The 15,663-nt window shown below is 33.8% G+C and carries 15 protein-coding genes and 2 pseudogenes; 8 read left to right on the forward strand and 9 right to left on the reverse strand.

Features of this window, described 5'->3' with window-relative positions:
• The first annotated feature begins 88 nt into the window (after positions 1–88).
• The 4 genes from ACQKMR_RS01000 to ACQKMR_RS01015 all read left to right on the forward strand — a co-directional run bounded on the left by ACQKMR_RS01000 (position 89) and on the right by ACQKMR_RS01015 (position 3,218).
• Positions 89–1,177: a hypothetical protein gene (locus tag ACQKMR_RS01000; protein WP_427695597.1), complete on the forward strand. Its 1,089-nt coding sequence runs from the start codon at positions 89–91 to the stop codon at positions 1,175–1,177.
• Entirely contained in the window at positions 1,149–1,523 is a 375-nt protein-coding gene (locus ACQKMR_RS01005; protein WP_427695598.1) for a hypothetical protein, read from the forward strand. The genes ACQKMR_RS01000 and ACQKMR_RS01005 overlap by 29 nt, the downstream gene beginning before the upstream one ends.
• On the forward strand, positions 1,513–2,235 hold the full coding sequence (locus ACQKMR_RS01010; RefSeq protein ID WP_427695599.1) for an acetylglutamate semialdehyde dehydrogenase: 723 nt from the start codon (positions 1,513–1,515) through the stop codon (positions 2,233–2,235). Before ACQKMR_RS01005 ends, ACQKMR_RS01010 begins: the two co-directional genes overlap by 11 nt.
• 512 nt (positions 2,236–2,747) lie before the next feature.
• Positions 2,748–3,218 (forward strand): kinase, encoded by a 471-nt coding sequence (locus tag ACQKMR_RS01015; RefSeq protein ID WP_427695779.1) that lies wholly within the window; start codon positions 2,748–2,750, stop codon positions 3,216–3,218.
• Between the two features lie 450 nt (positions 3,219–3,668).
• On the opposite strand, the gene ACQKMR_RS01020 is transcribed toward ACQKMR_RS01015, so the two are convergent.
• Positions 3,669–4,295, reverse strand: coding sequence for a nitroreductase family protein (locus tag ACQKMR_RS01020; protein ID WP_427695600.1), 627 nt, complete (start codon positions 4,293–4,295; stop codon positions 3,669–3,671).
• Positions 4,296–4,418: 123 nt separating this feature from the next.
• Between ACQKMR_RS01020 and ACQKMR_RS01025 the strand changes: the two genes are divergently transcribed.
• Positions 4,419–4,769 carry a winged helix-turn-helix transcriptional regulator gene (locus ACQKMR_RS01025; RefSeq protein ID WP_427695601.1) on the forward strand — a complete coding sequence of 117 codons (351 nt, stop codon included), beginning with the start codon at positions 4,419–4,421 and terminating at the stop codon, positions 4,767–4,769.
• A gap of 301 nt (positions 4,770–5,070) precedes the next feature.
• On the opposite strand, the gene ACQKMR_RS01030 is transcribed toward ACQKMR_RS01025, so the two are convergent.
• The 4 genes and pseudogenes from ACQKMR_RS01030 to ACQKMR_RS01045 form a co-directional block, all read right to left on the reverse strand.
• A complete protein-coding gene (locus ACQKMR_RS01030) occupies positions 5,071–5,451 on the reverse strand; it encodes a DUF6262 family protein (protein WP_427695602.1) in 381 nt (126 codons plus the stop codon).
• A 10-nt stretch (positions 5,452–5,461) separates the two neighbouring features.
• Complete coding sequence (locus ACQKMR_RS01035) at positions 5,462–6,940, reverse strand: tyrosine-type recombinase/integrase (protein ID WP_427695603.1); 1,479 nt, start codon at positions 6,938–6,940, stop codon at positions 5,462–5,464.
• Between the two features lie 173 nt (positions 6,941–7,113).
• Positions 7,114–7,545, reverse strand: a complete 432-nt coding sequence (locus ACQKMR_RS01040; protein ID WP_427695604.1) for a transposase — start codon at positions 7,543–7,545, stop codon at positions 7,114–7,116.
• Positions 7,546–7,548: 3 nt separating this feature from the next.
• Positions 7,549–8,678 (reverse strand): annotated as a pseudogene (locus ACQKMR_RS01045) (tyrosine-type recombinase/integrase).
• Positions 8,679–9,104: 426 nt separating this feature from the next.
• Here ACQKMR_RS01045 and ACQKMR_RS01050 point away from each other — a divergent pair.
• Positions 9,105–9,749, forward strand: coding sequence for a cupin domain-containing protein (locus tag ACQKMR_RS01050; protein ID WP_427695605.1), 645 nt, complete (start codon positions 9,105–9,107; stop codon positions 9,747–9,749).
• Between the two features lie 122 nt (positions 9,750–9,871).
• Here the strand turns inward: ACQKMR_RS01050 and ACQKMR_RS01055 are convergent, their stop codons facing one another.
• From ACQKMR_RS01055 to ACQKMR_RS01065, 3 genes and pseudogenes are all read right to left on the reverse strand, one after another.
• On the reverse strand, positions 9,872–10,081 hold the full coding sequence (locus ACQKMR_RS01055) for a hypothetical protein (protein WP_427695606.1): 210 nt from the start codon (positions 10,079–10,081) through the stop codon (positions 9,872–9,874).
• A gap of 18 nt (positions 10,082–10,099) precedes the next feature.
• A pseudogene (locus ACQKMR_RS01060) lies at positions 10,100–10,363 on the reverse strand (transposase domain-containing protein); the annotation flags it as partial.
• Between the two features lie 745 nt (positions 10,364–11,108).
• Positions 11,109–12,563 (reverse strand): DHA2 family efflux MFS transporter permease subunit, encoded by a 1,455-nt coding sequence (locus tag ACQKMR_RS01065; RefSeq protein WP_427695607.1) that lies wholly within the window; start codon positions 12,561–12,563, stop codon positions 11,109–11,111.
• A gap of 173 nt (positions 12,564–12,736) precedes the next feature.
• Here ACQKMR_RS01065 and ACQKMR_RS01070 point away from each other — a divergent pair, with 173 nt between their 5' ends.
• Positions 12,737–13,285, forward strand: coding sequence for a TetR/AcrR family transcriptional regulator (locus ACQKMR_RS01070; RefSeq protein WP_053348628.1), 549 nt, complete (start codon positions 12,737–12,739; stop codon positions 13,283–13,285).
• A 259-nt stretch (positions 13,286–13,544) separates the two neighbouring features.
• Positions 13,545–14,156 carry a nuclease-related domain-containing protein gene (locus ACQKMR_RS01075; protein WP_427695608.1) on the forward strand — a complete coding sequence of 204 codons (612 nt, stop codon included), beginning with the start codon at positions 13,545–13,547 and terminating at the stop codon, positions 14,154–14,156.
• A gap of 394 nt (positions 14,157–14,550) precedes the next feature.
• Here ACQKMR_RS01075 and ACQKMR_RS01080 read toward each other — a convergent pair whose 3' ends face one another.
• Positions 14,551–15,600, reverse strand: coding sequence for a P-loop NTPase (locus ACQKMR_RS01080; protein ID WP_427695609.1), 1,050 nt, complete (start codon positions 15,598–15,600; stop codon positions 14,551–14,553).
• Positions 15,601–15,663: the final 63 nt, after the last annotated feature.

Raw genomic sequence — 15,663 nt, forward strand, 5'->3', positions numbered from 1 at the left:
GAATTAATAGTATTTTAATAGTAAAGCAATAAAAGTATCAAATGAACAAATTTAACAATATTTAAATAAAATAAGGCTGTGAGTAAACATGTTTTTTGAAGAGTATAAAGAGTTCTTGATTCAGACTTCGAATGAAGTGTATCCAAAATATATTCAAAGTCATTTGTTAAAAGGTTTAGAAAAACAGGATATTGTTAATGATGATGGTAATTTATCATTGTTTGGTGAGAGTATTGATTTATCTGAGTTGCCAGAAGAAGAAAAGCTTGTTGCGAGTATAGAGCAAAGATCAGAAGTGATTAAGTTCATTGAAGAATGGGAGTTTAACAAACATTACAAATATTCCGTTATCTTCAATTGTGAAAATTTTAATAGGGAAAAAGTTGATAATGCAATCCTTAATAGTGAGATTCTAGATTTTACTTCAACTGATGACTCATTCGATGAACTTGTATCGACTAAGAGAAACAGATTTGGAGAGATGGAGTTTGCTGAAGAAGGCAAACCCACTAAATATGAAACAGAGGAATTCCTCTTTTTGAAATTTAATATTAAATATCAGTTTAACTTTCAAGAAGGGCGCATAACAAAGTTAAAGTACCCTATTTTAGTGGTATTCTTTAAAGAGCTAAATATATTTGAAATAAGATTCGATAAAATTAAAAATTCGTATAAGGATAAAGACACCCTTTATGTTGACAACATTAGCATGATACATGGATGGCTTAAATCTAAATTAGGAATAAATATCTCGAACGTTAATCTTGAACCAAAAATTGAATCTATTTGCAAGGATAAAAATAACCATGTGGTAGTACACTCTCAATGTATGAGTTTGAGAAGCGGTGGTAAAGCCACATTAGAAGTAGGAGGACATATAGAAAATTTACTTCCTATTTTGGGTGAATTGAAAGAACTAATGAAAAGAAATAAAATTTTATTTGATGAAAGCACTGAAATAAAGGATTTGCTAGAAGATTTTATTTCTGATACAGAAGAAACTGCAAATTTACCATGGATAGCCCTACGTTGGACAAATAAAGTCAAAGCAAAAGAAATAATAGTTAAATTCCAACACCGTTATATGGGCGCAGATTATAGTTTGCTTCAATATTTTGGAAGTCAAACACAGGTGGAGAGAATGAATTATGTTACCAATTATCTTATTAAAAGTTGAGAAGACACTTGAAGAAAAGGCAATTTTGTCTAAAGAACAGCTTATTGTATTTCTGTCGCTATTAAAGCGCTATAAAAAGAATGAGTGGTTGTATCCTGGCGTTCTAATTAGAAAATTGGATATTACTTCTGCTCAAGCTTATAAAGTACTTGAAATTATGAAAGAAATGGACGTTCTTGAGGTTAATTATGAACTATATTGCCATAATTGTAATACATTTGAAGGGCCGATATATGAAACGTTTTCTTTAATGCCTAATGAAGTCGAGTGTGAGTCATGTGATACAGAACTAAAGCCGTTAATTAACTCTATTGTTATTTACAAGGTGATTTTTGATGGTGAATAGTGGGGAACTCACTGCTAAGGATTACTATTTACAATTTATTAATGAAAAAGATAAAGTATTTAAGGAAATAACAAGATTTAAACAATCAGAGAAGGAATATTACAGTGATTTATTAGAACATTTAAAAGATGTAAATAAAAAAAGAACAAAATTTTCTAATGCCGAAAAAGGAAAGGCGCTGGAGGATTTAGTAAGTTTTATTTTGGAGAAATCTTCTGTTTTCGAGATCAAAGAAAATATTCATACATCTAGCAATGAAGTAGACCAATTGGTAATGCTTAATAGTACAGGGAGAGAGTTTCAAAACGCCGGTTATCTTGACATTCGTGGAGAACACCTTTTAAGTGAATGTAAAAATTATGGTGGTAAAGTAGGGGTAACTTGGGTTGGGAAATTTTATTCATTAGTTAGTGTATTAAGTTGTAGATTAGGGATTCTTTTTTCATACAAAGGCTTGTCAGGAAGTGGATGGAATAATGCTGTAGGTCTTACCAAAAAGCTATTCTTTACTAGAGAAAAGATTGAAGATCGAATTTTTATTATTGAATTTAACATAGACGACTATGAGGCAATAGCTAATGGAGAAAGTTTTTTAGGAATATTAGAGGCCAAAATAAATGCGCTAAAAACTGATACTAAATTTTCACACTATTTAACGGAGCATCCTGCAACGAAAAAAGCTAAAGCAAAAGGATTATCCTCAAGTATCTAAGAGACGATTCTATATCGTCTTTTTATTTTTGAAAATGGAATCTAAACCATAATGACGTCCAGAGTATATTAATAAATCATAATGTTGTCACGAGTAGAATATATACTAATTTTTAAAAAATTGAGCTTTATCTAATGACACTTTTTAGGTGTCATTTTTTGGTTAATTGCTCCAAAAATCAGTTACTCCAATGGTTTGCAATGTTATGCTTTATAATTGGAAACTTTATGGTTTAAGTCACATTTTATGTAACAAGAAGCATAACAAGGTTTTTGGAGATATTTGTAGAATAATTGTCTGTAATGAAAGGAAAATTAAGTTTCCTTAGTTAAGAAAAGGGCAGAAAGGACAATAATTTGAATGGATAAATGGGATTGTTTAAAGCAACAAATAAAAGAAAAGTACAAAAAGCATAATATAGATAGACCTTTTGTTCTTGCAATAGATGGTTAAGTGGTGCTGGGAAAACGACACTAGTACATCAACTAAAAAATGTCCTAGATAATGTAGTAATTATCCATATAGACGACCATATTGTTGAGAAAGCTAAGAGATATAATACAGGGCACGATGAATGGTTTGAATACTATCAGTTACAATGGGATACTAATTATCTAAAAGAACACTTATACGACAAATTGTATCAAAATGAAAAGTATTTATCTTTGCCATTTTACAACAAGGAAAAAGATACATTTACACAGAGAACGATAAAGATACCACCTAAAAGTATTGTAATCATTGAAGGTATTTTTCTTTTGAGGGAAGAATGGAAAACATTTTATGATTACGTAGTATTCTTAGATTGCCCTAGAGAGATAAGATACGAGCGTGTACTTCATCGTGATACATACATAGGGGATTTGGAAGAGCGATTAAAGAAATACCAAAATAGATATTGGGTAGCAGAAGATTATTATTTAAAAAAGCAAAAGCCTTTAGAATTTGCTCATTGCGTTCAACAACTAGCGGAGGCTGATTAATAATTATTCGCTACTCTAAAAAATAAGCATATTCGAGTTTCATTTCGAATATGCTTATTAAGTTTGAAGAAAATCAACAATCAAGTTTAACAGAGCCATCTTAATAAGGGTATCACCACATCTCCATCTAGCTAAGAAACTCATTGTTCCCCAAAACAAAAAATTCAGCTGAATTCTCATAAATAACTATAAAATAATAAATTTTTCGTTTTGGGGATACTTCAAAACTTTAGCTTGATGGGCATGGGGTAGTACCAACAAAACGTGGAAAACATACGTTATCAAGACCTAAATTGTAAAAAGTCATAAAAAATAAAGGATGATACATATTAGTCATGTATAATATGTATCATCCTTTTACTTCTTGTTCATCAAACGCGCCCGATTACGGAATAAGAATAACATATTTCTTTGTCTGCCTATTTTACATAATCAGATACTATAAGAACACTAAATTATTTTGTTTCTATACATTACCTTATTTACATTATGCCTTACGGTATTATGACCGGCTTTAGCACCTTTACCAATAGCTATAAGCATAACATCTAAATACCTTTCAGAAATATTTAAAATTGCTTTTAATTTCTTAGAATCATAGCCTGACATAGTAATTGTTTCAAAACCTGCTTCATTTGCTAACAAAATTAATGACATTGACGCAAGACTTACATCTCTAATTAATTCTAGCTTTAGATCTTCATTTGATTTATTTTCATAATAATTTATTGCAGCATTCGCTAGATAATCTCTTAGCGATCCATCAAAAAAACCTGCTTGAAAGCCTTCTTCATGAATTTTAATAATATTATCTTTGTCAAACGCTTGATAATCACCCAACATAACAATTAAAGTTGAAGCTTCTACCACTTGTTGTTGATTAAAAGCTATAGGTAGCAATAAATTTCTTAAGTCTGGATCATCAATAATTAAGTATCGAGTTGCTTGAATATTATTTCCGTTAGGTGACTTACTTGCACTTTCAATTAATGAGGTTAGAATTTCTGAACTTATTTTATAACTTGAATCATAATGTCTAACTGAACGTCTTTTTTCCAAAATATTTTTTACAGTCATTATTTCAACTCCGAAATTTTTATTTATTGCTCCTTTAATTATAGTAAGCAATAATAAATAAGAAAATAACGCACAAAAATGTGGTATAGCCACTTTTAAGTGCCTATTCAGGAGGAACAGCACATGGTTAACTATAATACTGGAATTAACATTTTTATGAACATTGCAGGAGGAAAATGGAAATGTTTAATACTCTTTTTCTTGAGTCAAAAATCAGTAAGGACAAAAGAGTTTTACGAATTAATACCTGGAATTACACAAAAAGTCTTAACAGATCAATTGAAACAGTTAGAGGGAGATGGACTTGTACGAAGAGAAATATTTAAAGAAGTACCACCAAAAGTAGAATACAGCTTAACTGATCTAGGAAGATCATTTGTACCAGTATTAAACACAATGTGTGAATGGGGTAATAAGTATGCAATTATAAAAGGTATAGATAAAGATCAACAAATTTATTGTGATCATAATTAAACCTAAATTTCACCTAATGGTTCCCTCTTATAATTTCAAAGACAATTATTAAAAATAACTTATTCAACAGGTAAACAAATCGAAAACTATATGAAGTTACTAAAAATGCCAAACCCATATGGCTCAATGGTTTGGCATTTGTTCGTTTTTTAATGTTTATGCATGATTCTATACATTGTTGATAAATCAACGTTTTCGGCTTCTGAAGAAACCTGGTGATTGCATAAAAAATGGATTTTTATTTAACCTCATATTCAATATAATGGCCCTTTAGTTGAATAAAGGAGGGAACGATGTTCCCTTAGATTTTTTTATAAACCTCTGCATAAGCAAATTTTAACTGCTCACGTAGTTTTTTATTTTCTTCATCCAATTTCTTAATTTTACGTTTTAAAGATACTATAATTGCATCTTTATTATTCTCATCCATCTCACGTTTTACCTGCTTTGGAGTTGAAACTTGGGCTTGCTGCTCTCGTAACGATTCAATTCGTCCTCGTATTTCTGGATTGTTATATAAAGTAGCTTTGCTAATTCCTGCTTCTTCTGCAACACTATTAAAGTTAATGTTATCATTGGCTCGGATGAGCCTTTGAATCGCATCATCAACTGTTTTACGAGTCTTTACTTTTCTTGCTTCATGTACTTGTTTCAAATGCTCTATACGGTCATATTTAGCCATTTAAATCACCTTACTTTCGTTTTGCACGTTCTAATCGACCAAAAATTATGTTTCCTTGCTTTATTGTGTTTAGGATGTCTTCATATCGCTTTAAATTAGTACGGTTCTTTTCTGCAGTGTCATGACGTCCTCGCTCATCCAGTACTTTTATCATCTTTGCTGTTGTTTTCATATGCAGTTCATATTTTTGTACATCTAACTCCGAGAAGCCGACCGCAAGGTCCTTACATGGGCTACCACTGTTACATGTCAAACATGGTGGTTCTTCCGAATGCGGGCAATTGCCATTAACTCGTGCATAACATGTACCATATGGGTTATCAACTGCATTCAGTTTATGATCCTTCCACAGCGCCTCTAAAATATCATTTGGGATGTCCTCATTTGGCTGTATCTGTTGAACCTCACCGTTTAGGTCAAAGCTAAAGACCCCTTGCTTTATGACAGATTCAAATGCTTTTCGCTTTGTATCATCTAATAGCCGCGCATAACACATAGTCATTCCTGGAGAGGCATGAGCTAATAGCTCTTGAACTGTTAGAATATCAGCCCCACCGTTTAACATCTTGACGGCATAAGTATGACGGAACTGATGAGGCCTAAATCGAAATAAATTCCCATTCTCGTCTTTAATATCCTGTTCTCTTGCGAAAAAATTAAGCTGTTCGCGAACCCAGTCTTGACTGTAAGGCCGTCCTCTTCGAGGACCACTATAACGTACAAAGATATACCGGTTAGGATTATTTTCCTCGTTACTATTCTTTTTAGATTTTTCAATAAGAGCTACTAAGACATTTAAGGCCAACTCATCATCAATAGGTATAGAGTGACCCTTTACATAGGTTTTCTTTATATCTGTAACAATATGATATTTGTCATTTAGTTTTACTAAACAGTCCTGTGTCAAAGTAAGTGTATCGGAGATACGGAGACCTGTTTTAAATGCAATCCATATGAATGGTTGAACTTCAGGGTGAAGGTATTCAATCTTCTGAAACAATTGCTCCAATACATAATCTGGAATATAGTCAACATGATCATAACTCTTTTTCCTGCGTTTCGGAATGTCTTCAGAAAAAATTAGTGTTCTCGCACTCTTCGTAGGTGCAATGCTATATTCATAGGTTTGAAGATCTTCTAGGAAATTTCGGATGATGACTAGGGTTGTTCCTACATAGTGTTCAGGGTGCGAATTCCTTTGTTTTAACTTAGTTTTCGCATGGTGGTGGATTTGCTCTATGTATTTCAACAGATGTTCTCTCGTCAATCCATTTAAATCATTCCATTCAGGTTCCATTGTACATATAAAATCGACGAACCTGGGAAGGAAGTTCATATAGGTTTTTGCTGTTGCCCAAGAGAAACCTCGACTTCCTAATATGCGCTGCTTAAAATATATTTTCACTTCATCACGAATATAGGTATTCTCTATTTTTGAGAAGTTGATGCAATGATTAGACCTGGACTGATTAAATTCGATGCCATACATTCGATTTAATACTCGTACATCCCATTTTTCCTTCTCCCATTCATCGCGGAGATCAGCCAACTGACATATGAAGGAGTATATGATTCTTAAGAAATTAGCTTCAGCTGTATATACTGTGGACTCCCCATATAGACTTTTATTTACCTTTTTTGTCGTTTTAATGTTATTCTCGTTTAACCACCATATCCATCTTTTTGTGCTTTCTCTATGTCTAAATCTAAGAGTGAACTCACATTTGGATAGATCTCATTTAAAAATTGTGCCAACTTTTTTAATAAAGTTCTTTGACCACCAAATATACTTGTTAATGCCCATTCCTCACTGAATAATTTTTTAAAAAATATATATTTCAGCTCTAAATTTACGGAAGAATTATGAACTAAAAACCGTAAACTTTTACTTCTAAAGTTCTTTCCTCTGTATCTTTCGAAATTACCCATCCCTGTTATAAAATCTAAATTCCAAACATCATTTACTAAAAAATAAGAATTAGAGACAGTGTTGTCTTGGTTTATCTTTCTTTCTGTAATAGTAGTGAACTCGTTTTGAATCTTCTGATGGAACTTTTGCTGTTCCGCAATAGATTTAACGTTTTTATAAATCATTCTTTACTCCTTGCTACATTCTGTATTGATTTGAAAAGCTGGCTGTGCCTTTTCCCAATTCTTACGAATTTCTTCGCTAGAAGGATGTACATACATATCCATTGTGGTTTGAATATTGGCATGGCCTAAACGTTCCTGTACCTGTTTAATATCTTTTGTTTCACGATAGAATAGAGTAGCGTGTGTATGGCGAAACAGGTGTGGATGCACATGTATCCCTGTTTTCTCCCGTAAACGCCTGAAGAGTGCACGAACATCCCAATCTGTCATTGGCAGCCCTTTATTTTGACCATGTAATTTCACAAACAGAAAGTTTGTATCAACCTCCATTTCATCAATGACCTCGTAGAGGTAATCATCATACAAGTCCATGAGTTCTTGTGATACATAAATTTCTCTTTCTCCTGTCTTTAACTTGGCTCATTTGACAATTCGCCACGGTCCCGTAATCGTAGGCGGTGTCCGCACTTATGGTCAAAGATGAAGTCTTCCAGAAAGAGCGCTAACGCCTCACCAATTCGCAGTCCAGTCTCAAAGAGAAGAGAGATAAGAAATCGGTCACGCACATTATTTATCGCTGCATACAAGACTTCTACTTCTTCTTTCTCCAGGACTTTCACCTTACGGCGAGGCACTTTCAATTTAAGGATGTTTTTACTTATAGGCTTACCTGCACTCACGTGATGAAGGAAGCTCTTGTACCGTCTACGTCCTCCAGTAAATACTTCTTTTATAATCCTGTCACGAACATCTTCTTCTAGTTCTCCATTTCGATACAGGTAATCATAAAAAGCAGTAACTACTGTAACCGTAAGGTTTATTGTTCTCTCTGTCTTCTTTGCCCTTATCTCTTTAAAGGGAGTAACTTTGTGGTGGCTATATGGATTCCGCAACCATCCGATAAACTCTGCTAGGTCCTGTAAGATGATCTCCATATAATCTTTGTCAATTTCCCCTAAGTAATCAAAATACTGTTTCAAGGCATAACAGTACGTCTTTTGAGTATTGCTACTCTTTCCAGTATTATCTAAATATTTGAGATATTTTGCCACTGGCATCACAGGAATACCATCCGAGTCGAGTAATAAATATCTCCTTTTGTTTTCATCCAACTTCACTTCTTGAACCTTCATTCTTCCTCCTCCAATAGCTTAAACATATGATTATATTAAACTTATTAAATAAGATTTATAAGCTCTTGTTTATCTTTCTGATATATTGAAAAAGAGAGGATATTCGCTCATATATTGAACGAACTATCCTCTCTTTATGATAGTCTAATTAACATACGCTAAGACATTAACTGGAAAATTCATGCCTCAAAAGTCTTAATCTAAGAATAGATTGAGACTTTGTTTTTGTTATGAGTTATGAACACTAATTAGGAAGCGAATTAGCTATAACAAAGCATAAACATAATCATCTCAAAAACGTTCATTTTTGAGATGTACCTTCTCTTCTGCTTCACACTAATTTATTCTCAATCACTTTGCACACCGAACATGTTTTAAGTACATAAAATACCTATATAATTCTTATGTAATGAGGTGAAGAAAATTATGACTTTAAATATGGATTACACATCACCATCAACTCAATACACATTTGACGTAAATAACAGTCCCTTGTTTAAAAAGGATAACAACAACCTTATTAACATATTAGGTGTGAACCAGTTAAATACATTGGAAAATGTATCTCTGTTAGACATTTTCCTAAGTGCCAATAATGTAGCAGAACCTCAATATCACCCAAATGCTGCCGAGTTGAACTATTGTATTTCCGGGGCGATAACTGTTTCGATGCTGAACCCATTTACAAAACAAATTCTCAATTACGCTATTACCCCCGGTCAAGTGGTAAACATTCCACAAGGTTGGTGGCATTATCAAATGGCTACTGCTGATAACACTCACTTTTTAGCAATTTTTGATGCACCAACTCCAGAGGTGGTTTTTGGTTCAGACATTTTAAAATATACTCCTACAAATATTATGGCACATACCTACTGTCTTGATGAAAATAAATGGAAAGATGCAATTGGACCGGTTAAACCATCAACAGTTATAGGTCCTTACACAAACTGCAATAGTAAAAATGAAAATTTCTCTCAGCGGTATTTAATTCAACAGTATCAACAACAACAATATAATCAACAATATCCCTACATGCCTCAGTATCAGCAATATTGGGGCTTTAGATAAATTAAATAAATAAATAAATAAATCTATCGGCATGGCTAAAACCATGCCTTTTCTGTGTACCTGTTTCGCTCAAAAGCAACATGAAGGAGTTATCTCGCTTTTTCAACTAAACTGCCCGTTAGTTAAGTATCTTCCTGTTTATTCTGGAGTAGCTGCTTCTTCAATTCTTGAATCTGACCGTTTTGAATCTCAATTCTTTTCTTTAACCATTCATTTTCTTGCGCCAGCTCCTCAACCTTTTTTTCCACTCCTTGATTGATGACTTCTAGTTGGGATGCCGTTGTATTTTTCCTTTTCTTTACGTAAACATCAAGTAACTCCAAAATATACAATAAAAGTTGATTTTGGAGTTATTTTTTGTTTTTTTCACTTTTTTTCGGCACTCTGCATCTAGATGGTAAATCTGTTGACCACGGCAAGACTTTATCAATTTCTTCTTTAATGTTTACATCGATATTGGGGAGTGTTTCAAACAAATAAAGAAGATAATGATAGGGACTTAAATTGTTCTCTTTTGCGGTTTCAACCACACTATACATGATGGCACTTCCTCTAGCACCTCGCGGTGTATTTGAGAACATCCAATTTTTTCTCCCGATTACAAACGGTTTTAAGAGCTATTCTACGAAGGTCACAAAAAAGACTACCGTTACGAGCTCTTTTATTATTAAGTTATTATACAAGGACACCTTTGTTAGAGGTAATGGGTGTATCATATAAAGATTCTAATGAATAAGCTAGTAATTTTGAATATCCTATGCTGCTAATAGGTATTTTTATTGCTGTTTTGTGAAATTCACGGTCAGCTTATGGGTTAATAATTAGCTCACGGCCAATTTATACTTCCAATTCTGTTGAATAATTAGATAATTATCTGCGAAAATAAGTGTTTTCTGGCCAACTTATGCTTCCAAATGCAGCCAACTTATAGGTAAAGTGACATTTTATATAACAGGAAGCGTAACTTTTCATAAAATGCAGGGTTATGCTTCCTTTTTTGTTGTGCAATAATATGCTTCCACAAAGTTAACGTTAACTCACTTATTGTGGTTTTATAAAAAAGATTGATAATTTATAATAAAGCAACACTTATTGGGATAGAGTCAGGAAAATGCGGATTTACAACGTTAAGAAAGTTTTAATGGTCTTTAAAGAATCTAGGGTGATCATTTTCTCTGAATTAATCCCGTAAATTAATATGATCCCATCCTAAAGTAGATATATGATGTAACAAGTCACCATTAAAATTACCTAATCCGAGATGAATTATATGGAATTGCAATATCTGAAAAATAACAAAGCATATCTGAGATTTCTCAGATATGCTTTCAAATACACTAAATAATAATGTTGACTATTTTAGTTATGTGATTCACTTTCGTATTTTTGAATTGCTACTTTTTCAGGCATAAAACATGCAAAAATAAATGCTACAAAAGATACGAATAACATAAATACATAGGCGTCACTTGAGCTGAAGATAGAAGATAATTTCGCTAGTTGTATAGCTGAAATGTCTCCATTTTCAATGGATAACTGAGAAGCATGCGAAGTTGCTTGAATTGTATACACTGTGATGATAACTGCTGTTCCTATAGCACCTGCTAATTGGCGAATGGTATTATTTACTGCTGAACCATGTGAACCCAATTCTCTGGGTAAAGCATTCAACCCTGCTGTATTTAAAGGCATCGAAATGAAACTTAATCCAATTCGTAAAATAATGGTACGAACCATTAAATACATATAGGTTGTAGATTCGGTCAAATCAATTGCACCCCACATCGAAATAATGATAAATACTAAACCTGTAATAAAGAGTGGTTTCGCCCCGTATTTATCATACATTTTACCTGTGATAGGTGATAAGAAGGCATTAATCACGGCTCCAGGTAATAGAAGTAGACCTGATTCAAATGCGGTAAAACCTCGTCCATTTTGCAAGTAAATTGGTAAAAGAATTAGATCGGCATACATAATCATCGTAATGAGTATGTTAATGACTGATGTAAGAGTGAAAATTTTATACTTAAATACGGATAAATTTAATAATGGATCGTTAGACTTTATTTGACGTAAACAGAATAGAGTTGTAACGATTATTCCGATGATGATTGTTGTAATAACAACTGGATGAGCCCATCCTTTGCTTCCTGCACTACTAAATCCAAATAAAATACAACCAAAGCCAATCGTTGATAAAATGACACTTACGATATCTAATTTTGCTTTTGTTGTGTCTGCAACATTCATTAAATATTTAAAAGCAAGAATAATGACGATTAATACGAGTGGAGCTAATCCAATAAATAGCCATCTCCATGATACATATTCAATGATAAAGCCAGATATTGTTGGAGCGATGGCTGGGGCAAAAATTATGGCAAAGCCGATAGTTCCCATAATACTTCCACGCTTTTCACTAGGGTATAAATATAAAATAACCGTCATCATTAGTGGCATAATAATTCCTGCCCCAATTGCTTGAATCATTCTTCCTGTTAACAGAATGCTAAAGTTCATGGCACAGGCACATAGCACAGTCCCCATGAACAAAAAGAACATCGAGCTAATAAACAGCTGCCTTGTTGTAAAACGTTTCATTAAAAACGCAGTAATCGGCACTAAAATACCGTTTACGAGCATAAAGCCTGTTGATAGCCATTGTACAGTTGCAGCCGTAACATGAAATACCTCCATAAAATTACTCATTGCTACATTTAATAGTGTTTGATTTAATGTTGATAAAAAACAGCCAGCAATCAGGACCATTAATAAGATTTTTTTATTTTTTTCCGCTATTTCCTTCTGCATTCATAAACTCCTTTATTCTAGACTTGAATTATCGACACCGTGTCGATAAAATCAATAGTAACAAAATATATATTCTTTAACCATGAACAGTTTTTTTAAAAATGTTCACTACTCGACATAAAACATATATGATGTTGAGAAAGTTAACGGAAAATCTATAAAGGGGGTTAAAAATGTCTACACCTAAAAAAGAAGATCCTCGTACAATTCGTTCAAGAGAAATGTTTAAAAATGCCGTCTTTTCTCTTTTATGTGAGGACCCCACCATTTCAAACTTAACGGTTCAGAAAGTCGCAGCCAAAGCAGAATTAAATCGGACAACATTTTACTTACATTATCAAGATATTCAAGATTTACTAACGCAAATCACCAACGAGATTTCAAATGAGCTTTCTAATAAAATTGTTGATTTAATACATGCAAAAGATTTATCAGAAAAACAAAAGCTAACACAATTTCTTGATTATTTATATATCCATCGAAATTATTTACTTATTATATTTAAAATGAATCAATTTGAGGAGCAATTGTTTTTATTTTTAAAGCAACTAGTAGAAACAAGAAGAAAGAATACCAAAAAGGATTTACCTGCTGACTATGTCGCGGTTGATATTAAAACAGCTTCATTGGTAGGCATCATCATGTGGTGGATAACGAAGGGGCTTCATTTTAGTTCAGATTATATTGCAAATCAAATTTATTTAATGTACAAAGTGCAATGATTTAATGGGAATTTCTTTTCTTGCTGAAAATATAGACAAATAAACTTTTGAACGACGGACTTGTTAGATAGGTCCGTTTTTTTTGTCGATATATCGAGTAGATAAATGAGGTGTTTTCGTAGAAATAACTCAATTTTCGTAGATATATCCCGAATTTCGTAGATAAACTACATGCAGAAAGAAAATAAGGCTGTCAAATAAAGGAATATCACTTGCTACTGTAGAATCCATTGTGAGAAACCAAGATTGGAGTGGAAAAATGATAGTAAAAGAACGGAAAGTCCCTCTTTCTATCCTTAAATTACGAGCCTTGGCGCACAGGCTTCCTCCGTACCATCCTAAAATTCCCTCAATAATGAATGAACTCAAAAAAAGAGAAGCGGGTTATAAAGGGGAAAGTGCCATTGATTTTCCTTTAAGCTTTCTTGAACCGAAAAACTATTTCATCTTCCACGATTTAAGGTTACTGGATCAATCCCGGTTTTTTCAAATGGATACCTTATTAGTATCCAAGAAATTCGCCCTTATTATAGAAGTGAAGAATATAGCTGGTTCCATCTACTTTGATCCACATTTCAATCAACTCATTCGAACGAAAGAGGGAAAAGAAACGGCATTTCCAGATCCTGTTATTCAAGTCAGCCGCCAGGAATCACAGTTGAAGAATTGGTTCTTGAAAAATGGATTTTCGGCTTCGCCCATCCTTTCTTTGGTTGTTATTAGTAATCCACAAACAATCATTCGTACGTCTTCTGAAAACCTAAAACTCCACTACAAAGTTATCCATCGCGACGTGCTTCCCTCTAATATTAATAGGATAGAACAATCTATTAAAAACCCAACATTTTGTGAAAAAGAACTGAAAAAATAATTCGGGTAATAAATAAGAATCATATCGAAGCGGATTTTACTGTCTTGGAACGTTATAATCTCAAACCGGGGGAACTTATTAAAGGAGTCATATGTGAGAATTGCAAGGAGAGCCCGTTATTAAGAAGGCATGGTACATGGTTTTGCGATCATTGCCAACTATCGAGTAAGGATGCTCATATCCATGCCTTACGAGATTATTTTTTCCTTTTCGGATCGACTATAACGAATCGTCAATTGAGGGAGTTTTTAAATGTTTCATCTACTGCTAGTGCAACGAGAATATTGCATTCATTGAATCTAAAAAGTAGGGGTGCGAATAAGGGGAGAGTATACAGCTTGTCTTTTGACGAGTAAAAAAAAAGAGGCCAACTCTTAAGAGTCAACCTGTTCCATTATGCTTGATTGATTATATCTTCTGCTAAAGATGTAAAGGTTTCTCCAACGTAAGATTCTTCATCAAAGACAGAGGCGTCGTTATTTTCTTTACGGTTTGAGAATGGAATGGTCGCGATTACTTCAGTTTCAAGTCGTTGTGCCAATATTTCCCCGCCGCCTTTTCCGAAAAGGTAATTCCTTGATCCGTCTTGTTCTTCAAAATATGCCATGTTTTCTATAACACCTAAGATTTCATGTTTAGTATGTTTGGCCATTGCACCTGCTCTTGAAGCAACAAAAGAGGCGACGTTATGCGGAGTGGTTACAACGATTTCCTTAGCTTGTGGAATCATGGCTGCTACATCGATGGCTACGTCTCCAGTTCCAGGAGGTAAATCAAGTAGTAAGTAATCTAATTCTCCCCAGTGTGTGTTCACAAGGAAGTTTTTTATCCATTTATTAAGCATAGGTCCTCGCCACATAACAGGATTATCATCTGCTGCAAAAAATCCCATGGACATGACCTTCACACCATGACTGACAACGGGTATGACGGTTTGGTCAATCATCGTTGGCTTTTGGCTAATTGCCATCATTGCTGGGACACTGAAGCCATATATATCAGCATCTAAAATGCCCACACGTTTGCCCATGCGTGCTAAAGAGACTGCGAGATTAATCGTAACAGTAGATTTTCCAACTCCACCTTTACCGCTTGTCACGGCAATGAAGGTCACACCTGAATCAGGGCGAAGCATATTAGGCATACCCGTTTCAGTGGTTGCATTGCTTTTTAATAATTTTGTCAAGGCTTCTCGTTCTTCTTTGGTCATCGCTCCAAATTGTAAAGAAACAGTGGAAGCGCCGATGGCTTTCAGTGAGTTTTCTATATCTTCCTGAATTTTCGCTTTTAAAGGGCAGCCTTGAATAGTTAACACCACTTTTAACTGGATATGGGTACCTTCGATTTTGATATTTCTAACCATATTCAACTCTACAATACTTTTATGCAATTCAGGATCTTCGACATGTTTCAAAGCATCCATGACTTTTTCATGTGTTAGCATTTCATCCATCCTTTTGTTTTCAATATCGTCGTGCATGATAGAAAAAAGACTCAAAAGAAGCAT

The sequence above is a fragment of the Peribacillus sp. NPDC096540 genome (assembly GCF_050278525.1).
Taxonomy (GTDB): Bacteria; Bacillota; Bacilli; order Bacillales; family DSM-1321; genus Peribacillus.